This window comes from bacterium, assembly GCA_021372615.1.
GTDB lineage: Bacteria > Armatimonadota > Zipacnadia > Zipacnadales > UBA11051 > JAJFUB01.
This window is the reverse complement of record JAJFUB010000142.1, coordinates 1-21,868: the sequence shown is the minus strand read 5'-3', so window position 1 is coordinate 21,868 and position 21,868 is coordinate 1. Positions and strand designations below refer to the sequence as shown.

General features: G+C 68.4%; 17 protein-coding genes and 1 riboswitch. Of the genes, 6 read left to right on the top strand and 11 right to left on the bottom strand.

Going from position 1 to position 21,868, the window contains the following annotated elements; all coding sequences use genetic code 11:
* Window positions 1-67 precede the first annotated feature (67 nt).
* The gene (locus LLH23_20655) at window positions 68-1,246 is read left to right on the top strand and encodes a Gfo/Idh/MocA family oxidoreductase (protein MCE5240882.1); all 1,179 of its coding nucleotides are present in this window, start codon (window positions 68-70) and stop codon (window positions 1,244-1,246) included.
* 11 nt (window positions 1,247-1,257) lie between these two features.
* On the opposite strand, the gene LLH23_20650 is transcribed toward LLH23_20655, so the two are convergent.
* The 10 genes from LLH23_20650 to LLH23_20605 all read right to left on the bottom strand — a co-directional run bounded on the left by LLH23_20650 (window position 1,258) and on the right by LLH23_20605 (window position 17,594).
* On the bottom strand, window positions 1,258-3,501 hold the full coding sequence (locus tag LLH23_20650) for an IPT/TIG domain-containing protein (GenBank protein MCE5240881.1): 2,244 nt from the start codon (window positions 3,499-3,501) through the stop codon (window positions 1,258-1,260).
* Window positions 3,502-3,664: 163 nt separating this feature from the next.
* Window positions 3,665-5,119 carry a glutamate--tRNA ligase gene (gene gltX / locus LLH23_20645; protein ID MCE5240880.1) on the bottom strand — a complete coding sequence of 485 codons (1,455 nt, stop codon included), beginning with the start codon at window positions 5,117-5,119 and terminating at the stop codon, window positions 3,665-3,667.
* Between the two features lie 98 nt (window positions 5,120-5,217).
* Window positions 5,218-6,345, bottom strand: a complete 1,128-nt coding sequence (locus LLH23_20640) for a VCBS repeat-containing protein (protein ID MCE5240879.1) — start codon at window positions 6,343-6,345, stop codon at window positions 5,218-5,220.
* A gap of 27 nt (window positions 6,346-6,372) precedes the next feature.
* Window positions 6,373-8,244, bottom strand: a complete 1,872-nt coding sequence (locus tag LLH23_20635; protein ID MCE5240878.1) for a putative glycoside hydrolase family 15 protein — start codon at window positions 8,242-8,244, stop codon at window positions 6,373-6,375.
* A 20-nt stretch (window positions 8,245-8,264) separates the two neighbouring features.
* Window positions 8,265-10,019, bottom strand: a complete 1,755-nt coding sequence (locus LLH23_20630; GenBank protein MCE5240877.1) for a hypothetical protein — start codon at window positions 10,017-10,019, stop codon at window positions 8,265-8,267.
* A gap of 45 nt (window positions 10,020-10,064) precedes the next feature.
* On the bottom strand, window positions 10,065-11,396 hold the full coding sequence (rimO, locus tag LLH23_20625; GenBank protein ID MCE5240876.1) for a 30S ribosomal protein S12 methylthiotransferase RimO: 1,332 nt from the start codon (window positions 11,394-11,396) through the stop codon (window positions 10,065-10,067).
* The gene (locus LLH23_20620) at window positions 11,393-12,421 is read right to left on the bottom strand and encodes a site-specific DNA-methyltransferase (protein MCE5240875.1); all 1,029 of its coding nucleotides are present in this window, start codon (window positions 12,419-12,421) and stop codon (window positions 11,393-11,395) included. The genes rimO and LLH23_20620 overlap by 4 nt, the downstream gene beginning before the upstream one ends.
* Window positions 12,422-12,485: 64 nt before the next feature.
* Window positions 12,486-15,179, bottom strand: a complete 2,694-nt coding sequence (locus LLH23_20615) for a DNA translocase FtsK (GenBank protein ID MCE5240874.1) — start codon at window positions 15,177-15,179, stop codon at window positions 12,486-12,488.
* A 214-nt stretch (window positions 15,180-15,393) separates the two neighbouring features.
* Window positions 15,394-16,911, bottom strand: a complete 1,518-nt coding sequence (locus tag LLH23_20610; GenBank protein ID MCE5240873.1) for a HAMP domain-containing protein — start codon at window positions 16,909-16,911, stop codon at window positions 15,394-15,396.
* Complete coding sequence (locus LLH23_20605) at window positions 16,908-17,594, bottom strand: response regulator transcription factor (protein MCE5240872.1); 687 nt, start codon at window positions 17,592-17,594, stop codon at window positions 16,908-16,910. The genes LLH23_20610 and LLH23_20605 overlap by 4 nt, the downstream gene beginning before the upstream one ends.
* A gap of 141 nt (window positions 17,595-17,735) precedes the next feature.
* Between LLH23_20605 and LLH23_20600 the strand changes: the two genes are divergently transcribed.
* Both LLH23_20600 and LLH23_20595 read left to right on the top strand, forming a co-directional pair.
* Window positions 17,736-18,005 (top strand): hypothetical protein, encoded by a 270-nt coding sequence (locus tag LLH23_20600; GenBank protein MCE5240871.1) that lies wholly within the window; start codon window positions 17,736-17,738, stop codon window positions 18,003-18,005.
* Between the two features lie 82 nt (window positions 18,006-18,087).
* Window positions 18,088-18,498, top strand: a complete 411-nt coding sequence (locus tag LLH23_20595; GenBank protein MCE5240870.1) for a hypothetical protein — start codon at window positions 18,088-18,090, stop codon at window positions 18,496-18,498.
* Between the two features lie 89 nt (window positions 18,499-18,587).
* Here the strand turns inward: LLH23_20595 and LLH23_20590 are convergent, their stop codons facing one another.
* A complete protein-coding gene (locus tag LLH23_20590) occupies window positions 18,588-19,553 on the bottom strand; it encodes a Gfo/Idh/MocA family oxidoreductase (GenBank protein ID MCE5240869.1) in 966 nt (321 codons plus the stop codon).
* A 126-nt stretch (window positions 19,554-19,679) separates the two neighbouring features.
* Here LLH23_20590 and LLH23_20585 point away from each other — a divergent pair, with 126 nt between their 5' ends.
* The 3 genes from LLH23_20585 (at window position 19,680) to LLH23_20575 (ending at window position 21,730) form a co-directional block, all read left to right on the top strand.
* A complete protein-coding gene (locus LLH23_20585) occupies window positions 19,680-20,063 on the top strand; it encodes a hypothetical protein (protein ID MCE5240868.1) in 384 nt (127 codons plus the stop codon).
* A gap of 143 nt (window positions 20,064-20,206) precedes the next feature.
* Window positions 20,207-20,602: a hypothetical protein gene (locus tag LLH23_20580; protein MCE5240867.1), complete on the top strand. Its 396-nt coding sequence runs from the start codon at window positions 20,207-20,209 to the stop codon at window positions 20,600-20,602.
* A gap of 74 nt (window positions 20,603-20,676) precedes the next feature.
* Window positions 20,677-20,819, top strand: a riboswitch (cobalamin riboswitch).
* A gap of 212 nt (window positions 20,820-21,031) precedes the next feature.
* Window positions 21,032-21,730 (top strand): DUF1559 domain-containing protein, encoded by a 699-nt coding sequence (locus LLH23_20575; protein MCE5240866.1) that lies wholly within the window; start codon window positions 21,032-21,034, stop codon window positions 21,728-21,730.
* Window positions 21,731-21,868 lie beyond the last annotated feature (138 nt).

Below are 21,868 nucleotides of genomic sequence, written 5' to 3'. Positions count from 1 at the left end.
TGTACGGCGGGGTGCAAGCCCCCGCCCTACAGAGGGGCCTACGTCAGAAGCGGAGGGTACGTCAGACATGCCGGAGCAACTGAAGGTCGGCGTCGTCGGTCTGGGCATTCGCGGGCTGTGGCTCGCGCGCATGGCCAATGAGGGCGCCCACACGCAACTGCAAGCCGTCGCGGACATGAACCCCAGGATGCTGGACATCGCCCGTATGATGTTCCCGGACATCGCCTTCTACGGGTCCGGCGAGGACATGGCGCGCGAGGCGGACATCGCGGCGGTGCTCATCGGCACCGGCGACCGCTTCCATGCCGGCAACGCCCGCGAGGGCTTGCGGCACGGCAAGCACGTGCTCATCGAGAAGCCGCTGGCGCAGTCCTTCGAGGACATGCGGGAGATCGCGCATCTGCGGCGCGAGAGCGGCCTGGTGGTCGGCACGTTCCTGGAGTTGCGCTTCTCGGGGCTGTGGGGGCGCGTGAAGGCCATCGTGGACAGCGGCGAGATCGGCACCGTGCTCAGCGCCACCCTGGCCGAGTACGTCGGCCGGGACAAGGGCCAGTTCTTCGGGCGCGGCAAGACACGCTCGCGAGAGAACGTCGTCAGCCTCGTGCTGCAGAAGGGCGTGCACGGGCTGGACCTGATGAACTGGCTGGTGGCGTCGAGCCCCCGACAGGTGTCGGCCGTCGGCGCGAGGCGCTTCTTCGGCGGCGACGAGCCGGCCGACAAGCACTGCCGCGACTGTGACCGGCGCGAGACGTGCGAGCACGTCATGGACGACAAGCGCTGGCTCGACCCACCCGGCGTGGAGCTGGAGCAGGGCGAGGACTACTGCGTGTGGTCACAGGCCGCCGATGTCGAGGACGTCAGCCTCGTGAACATCGAGTACGCTTCCGGCGTCGTCGGCAGCTACCACGAGATCCACTTCGCGCCGTACTACGGGATGCACATGACGCTGTTTGGGTCGCAGGCGCAGCTCGATGTCGAGGCCAACCACGACACGGGCGTGGCGTACATCGAGGTGACGCGCCGCTACGGCAACCGCGACCAGCGGCGCGAGCGACCGACGCGCGACACCGGCCATGGGGGAGCCGACCCGGCGCTGTTGGCGGACTTCGCGGCGGCGTGCCAGGAGGGACGCGAGCCGCTGTGCAACCTGCAGGCCGGCTACGAGAGTGCCGCCATCGGCGTTGCGACCCGCGTCTCGCTGGACGAGGGACGTTACGTGGAGATCCCGCGGTTCGAGGAACTGTAGGGGACGACCCCTTACGGTGCGAACGAACTCACGCCGCGGGCCGTGGCCATCCAGATGCGCCCTTGGTCGTCCTCGGCCAGGCCCAGGACGATGTTGCAGCCCAGGCCGCTGTTCAACGTGTCGTAGTGCCGCCACTGGCCGCGCCCGTCCCACCGGGTGACGCCGTAGTCCGTGGCGATCCAGATGTCACCGCTGCGCGCGGCCAACGCATCGCGCACGCGCGGGGAGGGGAGGCGGGTCTGGCTCAGGGGCATGACTTCCCCCTTGCCGTCCCGGAAGACGACCAGCGCGCCCTTGTCCGGGTCAGAGTTGATGGCCGCGAGCATCGCGCCATCGGCCAGGGGCGCCAGGGCGGCGACGGTCGTGCCGCCGGCCTCCGCCGGGATGGCCAGCTTCTCCCACGTGCCGTTCACCAGCCGCGCCAGGCCGCCGTACCCCAGCCACACCGTCCCCGACTTGTCGCGGGCAATGGTGTTCGGGGCGTTCGTGGGGATGCCATCGGCCGCGGCGGTGAGGCGTTGCCACTGGCCGTCGCGCCGGACGCCCAGGCCCGCGCTCCAGCGGTTGATCGTCCAGAGCGCGCCCTGGCCGTCGAAGAGCATGCGGCCCCAGCGCTCGGTGGCGCGGTTCTTGTCCACTTTCTCCACTTGCCCGACGGTCTCGGCCTTCCAGGCGCCGGTCACGTCGCAGTGCGCCAGGCCGCGCTCAGTCGCCACCCACACCGAGCCGTCCGGGTCGGCCGCCATGGCATAGACCGAGCGAGCGCCCATCTCCGTCGTCACGGTGCGCCACTGGCCATCGCGCAGCATCCCCAGCCCGTTCATCGTGCCCACCCAGACTTCGCTCCCCCGGCAGGCGATCGCGACACAGCGGTCATAGCATAGGCCATCCGCGGAGGTCACGCTGGTCCAGCCCCTGGTGTCGGCATCCGGTTTCTGGACCGCGAAGCCCAGGGTCAGCGCGCCCCGGAAGCGCTCGTTGTCCACGACGACATCGTACGCGCCGGGCGCCAGGCCCCCGGGGAGAGCCACGCGGAGGCGGTTGGGGGCATGTTCCAGCACCTGTGCCGCCTGGGCGCCGAACTGGACGCGCGGCGCCTCGCCGAAGTTCAACCCGGTGATCGTCACGGGCTGCGACGCCCCGGCAGCGAGGCGGCTCGGCTGCACCGCTAGCACTTGCGGCGTCCCGTCCTCCGGCGCCCACTGGTACGGCGACTCCCAGTAGCTGTAGTCGGTGCAGAAGCTCGCCGCCTCGCCCTTCTCCTGGTAGCCCAGACGGAAGCGCTGCAGCCCGACGTTCGACCATGGCGGCGTGTCGCTGTGGTTGTGCGTCTGGCCGCGCACCCATGCGCCGGCGGCGGGATAGGGGTTGGCGATCTGGCCGTCGGGGAGGAGGCGGAAGGGCTGCGTCTGCGCCATCTTGGTCGGCTGCATGCCGACGACGGCCCGGACGAACTGCAGCTGGGCCCTCGGCACGGGCAGCTTGCCCAGCGTGAGGGTCGAGGTGGTGACGCCTCGGTCCATCTGCAGGCAACGGTTCGTGCCCGCCTCGGCGGCGACTTGCACGGGGATGGGCTCGTCCTTGTCCGCGGCGAGGAACTGGCCGTCGCGCAGCCAGCAGACATCGCCCGGCTGGTCGAGCGCGATGGTCAGGCTGTCATTGGTGCCGGTGATGTTGGCGATGGTGGGGCCGTTGCTGACATAGAACGCGCCCGTGCGCAGGGCGTGCTTGAGTGCCTTCTCGGTGCGCTCGGGGAGGCGGGCGGCGAACCAGGAGAGCCCCTTCGCGCCGCTGGCATGGGTGTCGTCGGCCGCGTAGCCCCACAGGAAAGGGCGCTGGGCGGCCACGCAGGCCCGCCAGACCCCATCGGCCAGCGCGTCATACCTGGCGCCCCAGCCGGCGTAGTTCAGCTCAAAGCCGCTGAGCCCAGGCAGGGCCAGCAGCGTCTCGGGCTTCTGGCCGTCCGGATGGGCCCAGATGCACATGGCGCCGAAGCCGTCGGGGACGTAAGAGTGCAGCGGGTCCGTCACCCAGGCGACATGCTGGGTGATGGTCTGGGAGGCCGAGAGCGGGTTGGGCCCGGTGGCGAAGATGCTGATGAGGTGGGGGCCGAAGCCCGGCTGGCCGATGATCAGCCGGCCGGACTCCTCCACACCCCGGCATACGAGGCCCGTGTACGCCGTCTGCTGCGCCTGCACCGGCATCACTCCCATGAGGACGAGTACCGCCAGACAGGCGCTCAGTGGACGGAACATGGCATACCTTCCCCGCGCATCGGAGTGGGCCGAACCTCGTTTGGTGTCCCGTAACTGGCCACCTCCCCTAGTAGCGCGGGCGGCCTCGCCCGCGCAAGCCAGCCACGGGCGGGCGAGGCCGCCCGCCCTACTGACCTGGCTTAGGTGCGGCAGGGCGGGACCCCTACGCGAACGCCCCGCTGCGGCACAGCTCCGCCGTCTTCTGCAGCCGCCCCACGACCGTGGCCGGCGGCAGCAGCTCCAGCAGCTGGAACAGGCTCGGGCCGATGGTCGTGCCGGTGACGGCGGCGCGCAGCGGGTGGATCATCTCGGCGGCCTTCAGGTTCTGCTCGTCAGCAGCGCGGCGCACCACGGCCTCAATGGCCTCGGGTGTCCACTCGGGGAGGGCGCCCAGCCGCTCGGCTAGCAGCGCGAGCTTCACGGGCGTGTCCTCGCGGGTGAGCCACTTCTCCTTCGCCCGATCCTCGTACTCGTACTCATCGGTGAAGAAGTAGCGGGCCCAGGTGGTGAAGGTGGTCAGCACGCGGGCGCGCTCCTTCATCAGGTCCACGACCCGCACCAGCCAGTCCCAGCGCTCGGCCTCAGGGTCGGCCTCGAACAACTCGTCCTCGACGAGCAGCGGCAGCACGCGGTGGGCCAGCGCCTCGCCCGCCATGGCCTTGATGTACTCGCCATTCATCCACTCGGCCTTCTCGATGTCGAAGACGGCCGGCGACTTGCTGCACGCCTCCAGGCTGAAGCGCTTGATGATTTCCTCGCGCGGCAGGACTTCCTCCTCGCTGCCCGGCGACCAGCCGAGCAGCGCGAGGAAGTTGAACAACGCCTCAGGCAGGTAGCCCTGCTCCTGGTACTCGACGACGCTGACCGAACCGTGGCGCTTGGAGAGCTTGGTGCGGTCCGTGCCCAGGATGATGGGCAGGTGGGCATACACCGGCCGCGGGAAGCCCAGGGCGTCCTGGAGCTGCATGTGGATCTGCGTGTTGGGCAGATGCTCCACGGCGCGGATCACGTGACTGATCTGCATCAGGTAGTCATCCACGACGACCGCGAAGTGGTAGGTCGGGAAGCCGGAGGTCTTGCAGATGACCGGGTCGCCCGCCAGCGCATTCTCGTAGGTGACGTCGCCCTGGATCAGGTCATTGACCACCGTGGAGCCGACCTCGCGCATCTTCAGGCGGATGCAGTACTCCGCGCCGGGGCGGTGTTCCGCCGTGCGGCAGCGGCCGTCGTAGCGCGGCGGGAGGCTGCGGGCCTGCTGGATCCGGCGCTGCTCCTCGAGGTCCTCGCGGGTGCAGTAGCACTTGTAGGCCTTGCCCTCAGCCAGGAGCTGGTCGAGGTACTGGCGGTAGATGTCCAGGCGCTCGGACTGCACATAGGGGGCGTGCGGCCCGCCCACGTCCGGCCCCTCGTCCCAGTCCATGCCCAGCCACTTCAGGCCGCCGTAGATGACATCCAGCGCGGCGTCGGTGGAGCGCAACTCGTCGGTATCCTCGATGCGCAGGATGAACTTCCCGCCCACATGGCGAGCGAACAGGTAGTCAAACAGCGCGGTGTGGACATTGCCGATGTGCATGAAGCCTGTCGGCGACGGGGCGAAGCGAACGCGGATGTCAGACATGGGAGTTCTCCAGGAAGTGCTACAGGCGCCACGGTCGTGGCGCCCGAACGGAACGGACATATTCTACAGCATTTGGGCGCCGGAAGCGAGGGGGCGCATCACTGGCGTCGCCAGAAGTACCCGTTGCCGTCGTTCATCCAGGCCAGGTCGCGCTTGGCGTCATCCACGACGATGTCCGGCGCCCCATTGCCGTCACGGTCCACCAGCCGCACCCTGGCGATCCACTGGCCCTGCGGGTCGGTACCCGAAGCCAGCCGCCGGTCCGTCTCGTCGGCAAAGGACCAGTCCTCGTTGGTGTGCAGAAGCTGCAGGCAATAGCCCTGGTAGAAAAGATCCGAGCCGGTGCGGGTGAGGATGAGGTCGCGGCGGCCGTCGCCGTCGAGGTCCTCGGCATCAATGTCTAGGACGACGCCGTAGCCGTCCCGCGCCGGCAGCAGCGTCTCGTTGTCGTGGGAGAAGACGCCCTCGGCAGTGCCCCACAGGATGCTGCAGCGGCGGCCCTGGTGCTCGTGTCCGGCGAGTAGCAGGTCCACATAGCCGTCCTCGTCCACGTCCCGCACCTCGCAGGTGAAGGTGGCCTGGGCGAGGTCGTCCGGCGCCCGGGAGGCGTCCCGGGTGAACTGCCCCTGCCCGTCACCCATGTAGAACGTGCCCACGCGCGTCAGGAACAGGTCGAGATGCCCGTCGCCGTTGATGTCTGCCGACGCCCCGCCGTGGTTGGGTGCATTCATGTCAGCCGGCAGGGGGGCCTGGTGTAGCTTGCCGGGCGGCCCCGACAGCAAGAGCACAGGCATGCCGCCCGGAAAGGGCGGCTGGTCGTAGCCGTGATCGGCAACCAATACATCCGGCGCGCCATCTTCGTTGTAGTCGCCCACGATGGCCTTGGCCGCATGGACGGTGCCGGGGATAGCGTCGGCGAAGCAGGACTGATCCAGCCTGTAGGTGCCGTCGGGCTGGCCGACGTAGAACTGCAGTGGCATTGCGTTCGGGGTGAAGACGGGGGTGGGCACGATAACATCCGGTCGGCCGTCGCCGGTGAAGTCCCCACAGGCCATCGCCTGGGCCCACGGCACGGGCCCGGCCGGGCGCAGGCACTGTTGCGGGACGTGCGGGGCGTCGCGGTCAAGCACGTAGGAGCTGCCGGCCTCCGCGTCCTGACCCACGCATGCGCCCCCCACGCTCATGAGCCCGAGGACGACGGCCAGCCATCTCCAGGTGCTAGTCATGTGCGCTCCCTTTCGGCCTGAGCAGAGCTACTTCACATCGGCGATAGCGACCGTCATCTCCACCGACCACTGCGCGCCCTGCTTCACAGTCCCGCCGACAGGATAGCCTGCCAGCAGGTACTCGTCGGTGCCGTACTTGCGGTGGTCCACGAGAGTCAGGGGAAGCGCGCTGTCCACGGCGATCGTCGCCGCCTGGCCCTTGAGCACGAAGCGCTTGGTGGGGGGGAGCAGTTGGTCCTGCCCCAGCGCCTCCGGGAGCACGAGGCTCTTCCCGTCCGCTTCCGCCGTCGCCCCGGCGTAGAGGCGTGTCGGGAAGGCGAAGTAGTGGCGCCACATGCGGATGTTCAGGTCCGAGGCGGCGGTGCTGTCGAAGCGCAGCGTAAAGCGCCCGTCCGGCTGGACCGTGACGGTCTCCACGAAGTCCGCGCGCTGCTCCTCGGAGACGAAGCTCCCACGGTACAGCAGCTTCACCGGTCCGCCCGGCGTCGGCTCAGGGCTCTCGGCGGTCACTTGCTGGACCGCGAAGAGGCGGAAGGGGGGAGTAGCGACGACCGGGAAGCCGCCCGTCATGATGGTCTGCCCTCGCCACATGATCTTGCGCAGCTCCCCGCGGCCGTCGAACCGCAGGTCGAGGGACTGCGGCGTTTGGACGACGATGTTGTCGCCAGGCAGGCGGGCCAGCCGGAGCTGTGTCGGGGGCGAGGCGGTCAGGCGCGGCGCGACGTCGGGTGTCGTGGTCTCGGGCTCCTGCGTGGGCAGGAAGATGCGCCCGTCATACATCGGGATGGTGAAGGTAGTGCTGACGCGGCCGGTGCTCATGTCCCGCCGCTGCCCCGGCAGGCGCACCACGGCGTCGTAGGGGGAGCCGTTGGTGACCACCGTGCCACCGTCGAACTCGCGCTGATAGGTCCCGTCCGCATCGCGGCGGCAGTCGCCCCTGGGGCTGCCCAGCGGGGCGTCGTACTCCTTGTACCACCACCAGTTCCCCCGACCCATCGTGCCGAGGTCGTAGCCGAAGTAGCCGTCGCCCATCAGCGTGGCCGTCAGGCCGAAGCGCATGGTCTGCTCGTCGGTGCGCATCCTCTCGCCGATCTGCTGGCGCTCGGCCCGGGGCAACTTGCTCCAGCGCCACGGATCGTCGTCAATGCCTTCGGGATGGCAGACGATCATCGTGACGACCGGCTTGCGACTCTCGCGGCACCAGCGCAGATAGCGGCGCATGAAGTCGTCGAAGTCCACCTTGCCGGCGACGACGCGGTTGAGTTCGTCCTCGGACAGCACGCCGTTGAGGTCGGCAAAGCCCCGGGTGGGTAGGTTCCAGGCATTGAGCATCACGACTGCCTTACCGTCGCGCAACTGCGCCGTGCGCGGACAGAGCCAGTCGTCGGGGCTCCAGCAGTCATAGAAGATGCCGTCGAACATCTCGCGGGCCAGGACGCGCTCACGCGCCATGTCCAGGTTGTACTGCAGCACCTCCGGCAGCTTCATGTTGATGCGGTACATCCCCGGCCAGCCGCTCCAGCGCTGTCCCTGGGCGTTCAGGTCCCACCAGTGAGCCGGGGTAGCGGGGTTCTCAACCCCCTCGATGACGTCCACGTACGGCAGCACGAGCGCGTTCGGGTTGGTCTGGCGCAGGCGCTGGATGTTGGCCGCCAGCGTCTGGAGGGTCTTGTCCCAGCGCGGGTTGTCCCAGTCATAGTGCAGGTCGTAGCCGCCGCCGACGAACAGGTCGAGCTTCGACCAGTATTCAGCGCCCTGCTCCCAGGTGCGCCAGCCCAGCCCGGCGCCATAGCAGTTGCCGATGCGGGGGAAGGGAGGGTTGAGGCCCGATAGGTCACGGGCGTGGCCCAGGCCGCAGACGAGGACCAGCGCGAGGCAGGCAAGACGGTCAGTGGCCATGGTGAGCATCCTTCAGGAGGTCACAGCGCGCGCCACCGGCCCCCCTCGGCCTGCTGCAGGGCCTCGGCCAGCATCAGCGCCGAAGCCAGCTGGTGGCGGGTGGTGCGGCGCACGATGTTGAGCTGGAACCAGAGCGGATCGAAGGCCAGGCCCTTGGCGTGGCCCTGAAGCACCGTCGCCACGGTCTCCGCCAGGGTCGTCGGGCGGCGCTGGAGACGGTCGCGCAGGGCCAGGAGCTGCGCCATGCGGTCTGCCCCGATCCGCGCCGCGTGGTCTGTCTCCTCGTTGTACTCCAGGACCAGCACGTCCGGCTCATCCGTCCGGCTGAGTGTCACGATGGCCCCCGACGGCGGCAGGACCTCATCATACCAGGTCAGCAGGCCGTAGAGCAGGGAAGTCTGGCTGTTGGCCCACACGGGGAGGCGGCGGTCGTCGGGCGTGTGTAGGGTCAGCAGAGTCAGCGATGCCGGCAGACGGAAGAAGCTGCGATCGCGCTGGCGCAGCATGAGGGTGCCGCAGCGCCAGTGGTGCCAGGGAATGGTGAGGCTGATCTCCGTCAGCGGCTCCTCGACGACCGTCAACTCGGTCTCACCGATGTCTTCGTAGGCGGGGTCCAGGACCTCGTCGGCCAGCTGGGCAGGCAACTCGGCGATCGGGACTAGCGCCTCGTCGGTCTCACCCAGGGTAAGCGGCCCGTGCACCGGACGCAATGCCTCGGGCACCTCATTGGCCCACGGGGGCACAGCCCGGCGGCGCAGGTACGTCCCTGGACGCAGGCGGGTCAGTGACAGGTCGGCGGCGAAGGCTCCCTCCACGGCATGGACGGCTCCGGGGAAGTGGCGCTGGCGCGGGCGCAGGCCCAGTGCGCCCTGGACAGCCTCCAGGACCCCGATGGGGGTCCGCAGGGCCTCGGCGAACTGCTGCAGCGCCTCCATGTCCTCCTCCCCCAGCCGGACACGCTCGGAGGCCGGAGCCTGCAGGATCTGGACAAAGTCGAGAGGGCGCTCTGGGGTCGGCGCGGGGGCTTCCCTGGGGGCGAGGGCCTTGCGCCACGCCTTCTCCTGGGTGCTTAGGGCCCACGCCGGGCCGCTCAGGCACACGAAGCGGTCGTCGGAAGCCATGTCGGCGAGGGTCGTGGCCGGGGCGAAGCGCTCAGCATGGTGGGCATGGAGCACCAGCCCCAGCGCGCGGTTGTGCAACGGCACGCGCGCGGCCTTCAGCACCGCCTCGGCGGTGTCGAGGATCTGGCGCTGGCGGTGCTGCGCGGCCAGCAGCTTGCGGTGGAGGGACCGGAAGGCCTCGTCATCCGTCAACTGGTTGATGAAGAGGAGGCCCTGGGGATCGTTAGCGCCCAGGCGGGGCAGCCAACTGGTGCAATAGAGGCAATCATCGAAGGCCGCGAGATCGCGGCTGGAGGCGAGCAGGCGGGCCAGCAGTTGGTCCGTCTGGGGAGGCGAACCAGGGCGGCCAAGGCACAGCTCGGCGATCAGTACGACCCGGGGCATGGGCTTGCCATAGCACTCCAATAGCCCCTCCAGTGCTCCCCCGAGCGGCCGCTCCTGGGCCTCCAGGCGTGGCGCCAGGTCCCACCGTCCGGCTAGCGGCACGAAGCGTACGTCCTCCGCCAGAACGGCTTCCAGCGTGTCCCCATCCACCGGCGCGAGGGCCGTCACCCGGCGCCACAGGTCGTTCCAGGGCATCGGGCCCGGATACCGGAACAGCACCTCACACGCCACATCGGCCAGGTAGTGCGCTGCAACCTGATCCCTGAGCATGTGGTCCCCGTCCTTGGCGCGTGGTGCGGCGGGGGAGGGGTTGCCCTAGAGCGTGCCCTCCACGTCGTGCACTTCCGCGCGCGTGATCTCGACCTCCACAAACTGCCCGGCGGCCGGGGCGGCGCCTCCGGGCGGGACGATGATCTTGACCTCGCCGTCAATCTCGGGAGCATCGCGATACGACCGGCCCTTCCAGAGACCCTCGACCTGCTCTTCCACCAGCACCCGGAGGCGGTGCCCCACGAACTCGCGGTTCTTCTCCAGGGAGATCATCTCCTGGACCGCGAGGAGGCGCGCCAACCGCTCATCGCGCACCTCGTCGGGGATCTGGTTGGGCATGACCGCCGCCGGCGTGCCCCCCTCGGGCCAGAAGCGGAAGGCCGACACACGATCCAGGCGGGCCTCCTGCAGGAAGTCGAGGAGGGCCTCGAAGTCGCCCTCGGTCTCCTGGGGGAAGCCGGTCATGAAGGTGGTGCGGATCGCGGCCTCCGGCATGAAGCTGCGGACGCGGCGGACGAGCTCCAGGCAGTCATCCTTCGTGCCCCGCCGTCCCATGCGGTACAGGACACTCTTGGAGACATGCTGCAGCGGGATGTCGAGGTAGGCGACGACAACGGGCAGCGCGGCCATCGCCTCCAGCAGCGCGTCGGACACGTGCTCGGGGTGCATGTACATCACGCGCACCCACCCGTCGAAGGGCACCTCGGCCAGACGGTGCAACAAGTCGGCCAGATTCACGCGCTCCGATAGGTCGTAGCCGTACATCGTGGTGTCCTGCGCGATGAGGCAGACCTCGCGGACCCCGCCCGCGACCAACTGCCCGAACTCGTCGGCGATGTCAGTTGGGGGACGGCTGCGGTACTCCCCGCGGATGTCCGGGATGGTGCAGTAAGAGCAGCGGTTGGAGCAGCCATCAGCGATCTTCAGGTAGGCCGACCACTCAGGGGCCGACCGCCAGCGGGGCGAAGCGGCCGTCTCGAGGCAACCCAGGTCGGACTCCAGGTACAGGCGCTCCCCGGCCAGGACGCGCTCGACCACCTCGGGCATCCGTGCCCCGACGCCAACGCCCGTGAAGGCATCCACCTCCGGCATGGCCGTCAGCAGGTCGCTCCCGCGGCGCTGCGTCAGACAGCCCGCGCAGATGAGCGCCTTCGCCTGGCCCTGCTTGAGGTCCGCCAGGTCCAGCAGCGCCTCGACCGCCTCTTCCTCCGCCGGCCGGATGAAGGCGCAGGTGTTGACGATGATGACGTCCGCCTGCTCGTTCTCCTCGACGATCGTGTAGCCCTGGGCCGTGAGGGCCCCCAGGATGTGCTCGGAGTCGACCAGGTTCTTGGGGCACCCCAACGATACCAGGGCGACCTTGATGTCATTGCTCATCGGTGCTCTCTACCCCCGGCAAAGGCGTCCGGCCTGACGCGGAAGATCAGGCAGTAATGGTGGTGCACGTTGGGGACAAACACGGTCGGATAGCCCCAGATGCCCAGGGGCTTGCTGTTCTGGCACCAGACGCGTTCGCCCTGGAAGCTGAAACGCTGCGACAGGCGGCGGGCAAGGTCCCACGCCAACGGCCGCACCTCGCCGTCGGTGTCACGCAGATTCTGGATCACGGCGACCAGGTAGCGCCCCGGCCGCAGCAGGTCGTGCATGTCGTCGAAGATCAGGCCCAGGGCTTCCACGAAGTCTTCGTAGCTGGTGATGTTGCCCAGGTCACGGCGATCATCGCCATAGTGGGTGCCCAGGCCGGCGCGGGCACGCTTCTTGGCGGCGGAGTCCACCCCGCCCCGGCTCTTGCGGAGCATGTCGAAATAGGGCGGGGAGGTGATGATGAAGTCGTACTGGTGGGGGAGAGGGGAGGCCGGGAGACCGGGCGGGGTATCCAACTCGCCGATTGCCTCGGCGTAGTGCGGGCTTCCAGCCCGTCCTGAGTCGCTCGTCTCCTGGCCTTTGGCGGGCTGGAAGCCCGCACTGCCCAGCAGTGAGGAGACGTCGCGGGAATCGCCTTCCAGGACGTGCCACTCTGTCTCGCAATCCAGGGACAGGAGCCGCCGGCGAGCTACCTGCGCGTACTCCGCCGATAGCTCGATCCCGACACCATGCCGGCCTGTCTCCTGGCAGGCGACCAGCGTGGCGCCGCTGCCGCAGAAGGGGTCCAGCACCCATTCGCCCGGTTTGGTGAAGAACTGGATGAACTCGCTCACCATTTCCTCAGGGTAGCGCGCCGGGTGCAGCTCCGTGGCCTTGTTCTTCAGATAGCGACGCGAGTCGCAGATGAACCAGGACTTTGTGAACTTGATCCAGTCCCGCCCGGTGAGGTCATTGAGGGTGTTGCGACGGTGCTTGCGGCCCCCGGGGGCAGCCTCGGAGGCGGTCGTCGCGCGGGCGTCGGCGGTGGGTTCAGACATGGCTATGTCTCAGGCTGTGATGTCTGCTGCGGGCACCGGGAGCGGCAGGCCGCTGCGCCCCGTGCTAGTCGTCGTCCGCCTGCTCGAGCAACTCGGCTTCGTCTTCGTCCAGCTTGGGCTCCGGCAGGTCGTCGAAGGCCGAGGTGGGGGCCTCGGTCGCGGTGGGCGCCAGGCCCAGGGCGGCGTCCACAAAGGCCGTGCCGATGAGCACCTGGCGCGGCTTGGAGCCCTGACTGGGGCCGACGACGCCCCGTTGGGCCATCATGTCAATCAGTCGCCCGGCGCGCGCGTAGCCGACCTTGAAGCGGCGCTGGATCATCGAGACGGAAGCCTCGCCCTCGGCCACAACATACCGCACGGCGTCGGCATAGAGGGCGTCGCTGGGCTCGGCGTCGCCGGAGTAGTCCTCTTCCTCGGGCACTTCGGGAATGATCGAGTAGGCCGGCTCGCCCTGACGGCGGCAGAACTCGGCGATGGTCTCGATCTCCTGGCGTGACACGAACGCGCCTTGCGCGCGGCGGGGCTTGCTGGCGTCAATGGGCGCGTAGAGCATGTCGCCCCGGCCGATGAGGCGTTCGGCGCCGATGCCGTCGAGGATCGTGCGCGAGTCTACCTGCGACGCCACCGACAACGCGATGCGGGAGGGGATATTGGCCTTGATGTTGCCGGTGACCACCTTGACCGAGGGGCGCTGGGTGGCGATGACCAGGTGGATGCCGGTGGCGCGAGCGAGTTGGGCGATGCGGCAGATGCTGAACTCAAACTCCGCGCGGGCCTGCATCATCAGGTCGGCCAACTCGTCAATGACGATCACGACACGCGGGAGCGGCACGGTGCGGGCGTCGTTCTCGTCAATGCAGACGCGCCACATCTCGTCCTTCTCCACGTTCTCCAGCACCACGCCGCCCCATTCCATCATGTCCATCAGGCGGCGCGACTTGGACTCGTCGAGCTTCAGGCGCTTCTGGAGCGTGTCCAGGCCGATCTCCTGGCGTCCGGCAGCCAACTGCGCCCCGGCGGTGAAGAAGTTGTATTCGGCGATGTTGGCCGCGCTGACCCGCGCGAACTGGTCGTAGCGCTTCTCCATCTCGCGGATGGCCTTGCGCAGCACATCCGAGGCCTGCTGAACGGTGTGCACGACCGGCGACATGAGGTGCGGGATGCCCTCGTACAGGTTCAGTTCGACCCGTTTGGGGTCAATCATGATGAGCTGCACTTCGCTGGGGCGGGCGCTCATGAGCAGGCTGACGATGATCGAGTGCAGGCAGACGCTCTTGCCGGCGTTGGTGGCCCCGGCGACGAGCAGGTGGGGCATCTGCACGAGGTCGCAGACGACCGGGTAGCCGGCGATGTCCCGGCCCAGCGCGACCGCCAACGAGGAGCTGTGGCCGCGGAAGTCCTGGCACTCGATGAGCGAGCGCAGGCCCACGATGGTCTTCTTCTTGTTGGGGACCTCAATGCCCACGGCCGACTTGCCAGGGATGGGGGCCTCCACGCGCACGTCCCAGGCCGCCATGGCCATGCGCAGGTCATCGGTGTGGCGGGCCACCTGGTTGACGCGGATGCCGCGCTCCGGCTCCACCTCGTAGCGCGTCAGCACCGGCCCGCGCTCGTAGTGGGTCACCTTCGCGTGGATGCCAAAGCTCTCGAGGGTGTCTTCCAGCTTGATGATGTTCTCGGCGGCGATGGCCCGGTCTTCCTTGCTCTCCTCCTCCTCAGGGTACTCCGTCATGAGGCTGGTGGGGGGGAGCTGGTAGAGCGCGTCGCCGGAAAGCAAGGTAGGCTGGGTCGCCTTGCCGCGCGGGGCGCTCTTGGCCTTCGTGGGCGCCTCCATCACTGCTACCGAGGCCGGCCCACCCCGGGCCGAGGCTTCGGTATGGTTGCCCGGCAGGGGGTCGGTGTCGGGAACGGCGCCGGCGGGGGCCTCCCGGGCGGGCGGCGCCTGAGGGGCAGGCGCGAGCGGCGTGGCTGAGGTGCCATGCAGCGGCTCGGGGACCGGCGGCTCCGGCTCAGCCGGGGCCGGGTCGGGCTCGGGCACGCGCTCGGGCAGGTCATCTTCCAGGTCCACGATGGGCCCGGACGGGGGGGCGCGGCGGGAAGCACCTCGCTTGGTGCTGTTGGGCGCTCGGGGGGATGACGGCCGGCGGCGCTGCTGCAGGCCGTTGAGGCCCCCGTTGGCCGCCTGCCAGCCGCGCCCGGCCGCGCGACGCAACCAGCCGATGAACAGGGGCATCGTGCCCTGGGTGATCAGCACCAGCGCCATGGCTGCGACGCCGCACAGGATGATGTAGCTCCCCAGCGGGCCCGCAGTGGTCAGGAAGACGAAGGCGAACCCGGCCCCCAGGTAGCCGCCGCGGCTGAGCAGCGTGTCCTCCTCGAAGAGGTACGCGAAGCGCTCCCGGAGCGTGTCGTGGGCGGCAGCGTCGTCGGTCGGCAGCGGGGCGGGGGTCTGGATGTGCACGGCGGTGAGCACCGCCACGAACAGCAGGGCGATGCCGATGAGCGCGCGGGTGGGGGTGACAGGCGGGTGTTCAAGGCCGTAGAAGGCGGCCAGAGCGAAGGCGACAATGGGGACGCCGAAGGCCCCGACGCCCAGCAGGACGGTCAGACCATGGGCCAGGGCCTCGGTCAGCACGCCGCCACGGGCGCTGAAGATCAGCGCCGCGAGGACGAACGCGCCCAACGTGAGAAACGCGATGGCGAAAAGATCTTTGCGGAGTCGGTCTTCGCCGTTCCGCGGGGTGTTGCTCTTCGGCAAGTTTGCCCACCCTCCAGGCGTCGTCGAAAGTGTTGCGGTAGATGGCGGGTGAAGCCTGACAGCTTTGCCGGGCTGTCAGGAGTGATTATAGCACAACCGGGGGGGAAAGCAAGGGTAGGGGCTGCCGTGGGCTGTGGTACGCCCGACACTCTTGTGGGGCGACCGACGACACCGCCCGACAGGAGTGTCGGGCGTACCGGACGTCGCACGCGACCTATCGCGGGGCCAGGGGGAGGGTGAGGACGAAGACCGTCCGCTCCTGGGTGCTCTCCTGGATGGTCACGTCACCACGGTGGAGACGGGCGATCTCGCGCGCCAGGCTCAGGCCCAGCCCGACACCGTCCACGTCCCGGCCACGAGCGGGGTCGGCGCGGTAGAAACGATCGAACGCCCGTTCGCGGTTCTCCGGCGCAATCTGCGGGCCTGTGTTGGCGAAGCCTAGCCGGGCCATCGGCGGGGCAGCGCTCAGGGCCACCTCGATACTCCCGTCGGGTCGGTTGTACTTCATGGCGTTGCTGGCGAGGTTGGCCAGGACCTGCTGGAGCAGGTCGGCATCGGCCATGACCCACACGTCCGGCTGCAGATCGGTCGTCAGCGTGAGGTGGGGCGCCATCGCATCGGTGTCCTCGCGGATCGCCTCGGCGGCCTGGGAGAGGTTGACGGGGTGGAGGGCGGGTTGCATCTCCCCGGCGTCCACGCGGGAGAGCAGCAGCAGCTTGCGGACGATGTTCTTGAGCCGCTGGACCTCCTCGAGCAGCTCGGCGTAGACGCGCTGGTCGTCGCCGCTGTCGGCGGCCTGGAGTGCCTGCTCCAACTCGCCCTGCAGAATCGTGAGGGGGGTCTGCAGCTCATGGGCGGCATCGGCGCTGAACCGCACGGCTTGATGGAAGCTCCGCTCCAGGCGGTCTAGCATCTCGTTGAAGACCGTCACCAGGCGTAGCAGCTCGACTTCGGTGCCTGCGGTGGGGAGGCGGTGGTCCAGGCGGGTGGCCGTGACGGCCTCGGCGACGTCGCTGAGGCGCCCCAGGGGCCGGAGCGAACGTCCCGATAGCACCCAACTGGCCGCCGCGATGGCCGCCAGGGCTGCCAGCAGCGCCAGTGCGAAGGCCGTCCCCAGCCGGGCCATCTCCGCGTCCAGACGGGTCAGGTTCAGGCCCAGCACCACGCGCACCGACCCGTTGGCCATTGTGCCCAGACGCCAGTGGACACCATTGCCCCAGTGCGCCGAGAACGTGGCCGGGGTCACCAGGCGCATCTTCGGCGCCAGGCGGGGTGGCTGCGCCTCAGGCCTCCACTGTCGCGCCCCGGGAGTGTTGATGGGCTGGTGATGCGGGGGCGGTGGGGGCGGAATGCTGGTCGGGGGCGAGGCCGGGCGCAGACGCGGGTCGTTCGTGATAGGCGCCGGGAAGCTGTCAACGGAGATCTCCGCCGGCCAGTCACTCGACTGGCGCACCACCTGGCCCTGGGCGTCCTTGACCAGCAGGATGAAGGCGTGCGGCTGGCGGCCGCCGTAGACCATCTGCAGGGCCCGCTCGAAGCCGCCCCAGCGCCCGGTGTCGCTGTCCACCGCCAGTTGGGGCTCCAGGTCGCTGGCGATGTCGCGGTCCAGGCGCTGCAGGCCGGCAAGGCGGACCGTGTTCCACGTCACCAGCGCAAAGAGCAGCAGCACGACACCCGAGATGCCGACGGTGGACAGGACGATCTGCGCACGGAACGAGCGCGGGCGCTTCATGGCGCGCTCCCCCGCGTGCTGCGGAAGCGGTAGCCGACCCCGCGCACGGTGTCAATGAGCTGCGGCTCGCCGCGGGGGCTGAGCTTCTTGCGGACGCGCTGGACGTAGACATCCACCAGGTTGCTGCAGGGGTCAAAGTCATAGCCCCAGACGTGCTCGAGAATCTGGGTGCGGGGCAGAACACGCCCGGGGGCGCGCATCAGGAACTCCAGGAGGCTGAATTCGCGGACCGTCAGCTCGATCGGCTGGCCCCCGCGTGTCACCTCCCGGGTGATGAGGTTGACCGTCAGGTCGTCGGCCTGCAGCACCGACAGACTCTCCCCCGAGGAGCGCCGGATGACGGCATGTACCCGGGCGACCAGTTCCTCAATGAAGAAGGGTTTGGTTACATAGTCATCGGCGCCGATGTTCAGGCCATGGAGGCGCTCGTCGAGGGCGCCGCGGGCGGTCAGCAGGACGACTGGTACGGCGTTGCGCTCGTCGCGGAGGCTGCGCAGGATGCTCAGACCGTCGCGCCCGGGGATCATGATATCGAGAACGATGAGGTCGTACTGGCCGCCATGCGCGCGTACGTAGGCCTCATCACCGTCGGCCACGTACTCGACCGTGAAGCCCTGTTCCTCCAGCGCGCGGCGGACGAAGGTGGCGATCTTCCTCTCGTCCTCAACCAACAGGATGTGCATGGCGCGATGGTAGCAGAAGGGGTGGTACCTCACAAGTATGCGTCGGATTACAGATTCGTCATGTTGCCGTGGGGGCTCCTGTCATCGGCATCGGATATCGTGCCAGCACAGTGAGCTAACCCGCAATCAGGAGGCAAACAGATGCGCAAGCGGGTGTTGGTGGTTGCCGCAGTGTGTGTCGTACTGGTTCTCGCCGGTGTGCTGTCCTACGCGCTGGCTCAGCCGCCCGGCGGCGGCATGGGGCCGGGCATGATGGGTGGCCCGCCCGGTGGCGGCGGCGCCGCCATCGCCGTCAGCGCCGGCGGGGTCTATGTCGTGAGCGGAGGCCAGGTCATGAAGCTCGACCCGGACACGCTCAAGGTCCTGGCGACGGCCGAACTGCCGCGCCCGGAACCGCCGCCCAACAACTAGATGCACCGTCCCGGGGTAGTAGGGCAGGTCCTCCGCCGCATGTTCCGCTCTGAGGGCCTGCCCTGCAGCGTTTCCGGGGGGCGTGGGTACGCGCAGAGCAGGGGAGACGCACCGCTGCCCGGACGGCGTGTCGGCCATCGGCTACAGCATGAACGCCTGGGCCATGTCGTGGACCTCAGCCTACTGGTCGTCGTCGTGGGGCACGCTCAGCCTGTACTCGCAGGACGACGCGGAGGACCCCGCGGGAGCCATCTGGGCCTTTGACGCGGCGAAGTACATCACCGACGGCGTCGCGGACATCACCGACAGCAGCATGGACGCCGATCCGACCAACGAGAACGCGGTGAGTGGGAGCACAAGCTGGGTGGATCTGATCTTCCCCGGGCCGCACAACGCCGGCAACAACATCCTCTTCCTGGATGGGCACGTGAAGTGGCTGAAGGCCATTCCCGACGGCCAGACACAGTTGGACTACTTCATGAGCAAGCGGTGAGTCGTACGCGGGTCGGGATGACGATGCGGGCGGCACGACCCCCAGAGGGGACATGCCGCCCGCGCTGATTCCGGCTGGCTGCAGCAGCGCTACGACACCGCCAGCCCCGCTGTCTTGGCTTCCTCGTAGGCCGTGCAGATGACCCGCTGGATGTGCAGGGCCGTCTGGGCATTGCTCAGCGGCTCCTGGTCGTTCTCGACGCATTCCACGAAGTGCCGGAACATCCGGTCAAAGCGCGTCTCGGAGTTGTCGCACTCGAACTCCTGCCACTCCTTGGCGTCGTGCGCGCGGAAGCGCACCGGGCCGGCGAAGTAGTTCGGCAGCGTCAGGATGCCCTTCTCGCCCGTGATGATCCACTCGGTCAGTTCGCCCGGCAGCGAGTACCCCGCGATGATCTCGCCGAAGCAGCCGTTCTCGCCCGTGAACAGGATGATGCCGACGTCGTCGGTCTCCATGTCCTGGAGCAGAGTCCCCGCGCGGCAGGACACGCGGGCGAACTTGCCCAGCAGGTACTGGTACAGGTCGGCCGCGTGAGAGCCGTTATCCATCAGGGAGCCGCCGCCGGCCATGCGCAAGTTGGCGCGGTGGTTGGTGGTGAACTGAATCACGCCGGTGAAGGCCCCGCGGAAGAACACGGGCTGGCCCAGAATGCCGGTGTCGAGGACCTCCTTGAGCTTCATGACCGGCCCGTGGAAGCGGTGGCAGTAGGCGATCATGAGCTTCGACTTGGCCTGCGCCGCGGCCGCCGCCAGGGCCTCGGCGTCCTCCAGCGTAGCCGCCATCGGCTTCTCGCACAGGACATGGATGCCGCGCTGCAGGCACTCAACGGCCATCTCGCGGTGCAGGAAGGGCGGGGTGCAGATGCTGACGACTTCCGGCTGGACTTCGTCGAGCATCTGGCGCCAGTCCGCATAGCCCTTGAGGCCCTTCTCCTCGGCCCGGGCCACGGCCTCCGGGCTGATATCAGAGCCCGCGGCGAGGTCCACCGAGAGCTTCTGCCACTGAGTGATGTGTGTGGCGGAGATGCCGCCCAGACCGATCACGGCCACCTTCATGTGTACCGACTTCCCTTCGTCACCCGAACAGGATGGTTGTCTACGGCGGGGAGGTTTCGTCACCGGGCAAGGAGGACCTCTGCCGCGCGTGGGGGAAATGTGCACAGCCTGGCGAAAGGGGGACGCATGGCTGGCGAAGACACGAACCCGGAGGGGTTCAAGACGTGTCCGCTGTGTGGTGAACACTGGGCTACCCTGGAGGACTTCGTGCAGGACCGGCTGCTGGCGCTGGAGGGCTACACAGCCGCGTTTGACGATCCGGGGCGAGGCCTGGTCTTCGTGACGCACCGACCGCGGCGGTGCGGCACGACCATGACCATTCCCGCGGCCCGACTGCTCCCGCTGCACCGTGGTCCGGTCCACCCCGAACTGCGCAAGGGCGGCAGCGACTGCCGGCGGCTGTGTCTGGACCGGCGGCGCCTGGAGGAATGCGACGCGCCTTGCGCCATGGCGTGGGTACGCTCGGTGATGCAGTGCCTGCGGGCGCACGAGGTGCCGGAGGAGGCGTGAACACCATGGGGGCGCGTCCTTGGCGGGCATTGTGCGGCGGTAGGCTATCCTGTTACGGTTGCCGCGCGGGGGGATGATGTGGTAGAGTGCGGGGCGTCACGCTCCTGCGCTGACCGGCAATTCCTCCCGACAGAGTAGGAAGTATGCCCGAAGACGCCCCGTTCAAGGCTTGCCCCATGTGTGGAACCCGGTGGGCTAGCATCGAGGAGCTTGTCCTGGACCCGACAGTTCAGCTTCTCGGCTACCAGGCCCGCGCTGACCGCCCCGAAGAGGGAGTACTCGTGCTCCTGCATTCTACCGAGGGGTGCCGGACGACCCTGGCGCTCGAGGCGCGAGACCTGCTGCCGCTGTACGGGGGCCCCAGGCACGAGGAGCTTCTGTACGGGACCGAGCGGTGCCGCAAGTACTGCCTGGCGGAGAGCAGCCTGGAGGAATGCGACCAGCCGTGCGGCATGGCGTGGGTGCGGCGGGCAATGCAGTATCTGCGCCGGCATGGGCTGCCCGGGGCTCAGGCCTCCGGCGGGCTGCGGAGCCAGTGACGCAGGGGTTGCACTGGGCCCCCGCATGTGGTAAGGTCAGGCCACAACTGAATACGTACCAGCTCGCGGAGGTCGGAAGACGGTACAAGCCGTCGCTGCCCCGCAACTGTGACCGGTACGAACGTCCGCAAGCCTCGGGAGAGCCCCGGGGCGACCACTGATCCCGAGCGGGATCGGGAAGGTGCGGGCCAGTAGGTCGAACCGGAAGCCAGGAGACGACGCCGCGAGCGCAGGCGCCCTGACCAGGGCGCACGGTTTCATCTTCTCGAGGGGAGAGGGTGAGCGTTTTGCGTTACCAGAGCGCCACCTTCTCCACGAAGGTGGCGCTTGTTCGCTTCCTCGGGACGATGGAGCCGGCCGGGGCGGGCACGAAGCCCGCCTTCCGGCAACCCACGCGGCTCCAGGGCAGTCGCGCAAGGAGGCGTTCCGATGTTCCGTACGGCAAGTCGTCGAGGTTTCACGCTCATCGAGCTGCTGGTCGTCATCGCCATCATTGCCATCCTGGCGGCGATACTGTTTCCCGTGTTCGCCAAGGCCCGAGAGAAGGCGCGACAGACAAGCTGTCTGTCGAACCTCAAACAGATCAGCGTGGCGTTCATGATGTATACGCAGGACTACGACGAGACGTTCCCGATGGCCTATTACGACGACTGGTTGCACTACTGGGACGTCACGGTCGCGAGTGACTGGGTCTCGTACGGCGGTCCAGGCCTCATTGATCCATACACCAAGAACGGCCAGCTCAGGGCCTGTCCCAGCTTCAAGGTGGCGGACGCCTCACGCAACAACCAGACCGGCTACGCGTACAACGCGACGTACCTGGGCAACTACCTCGCGCCGATGAGTCTGGGGAACGTCGCTGACGCCGCGCGGACGGTCGTGGTGTGCGACAGTGCCACCCGGGACTGGACCGACACGGCCACCATTGGCAACAACTGCCTCAATGCGGCCTCGCAGACGTACCATCGGCAGGTCCAGTTCCGTCATAACGGCGTCGCGAACTGCGCCTTCGCTGACGGTCACGCCAAGGCGATGACCACGAAGGTCAATCCGAGCGCCAGCGACCCCTCGCTGGGCGACTTGCCGCCGGTCAACGGGGACGTGGACGGCTACTACGACGGCAAGTAGGGACATCAGCAGCCCCGGCACCACCGCCGCCGGTTCCTCCCAGTCCCGGCGGCTCAGACGAACAGACAGGCCCGACCTTGAAACCGTCGGGCCTGTCTGCATGGTGGGACGAGGGCCGTGGGTGGCGCGTCGTGTGCG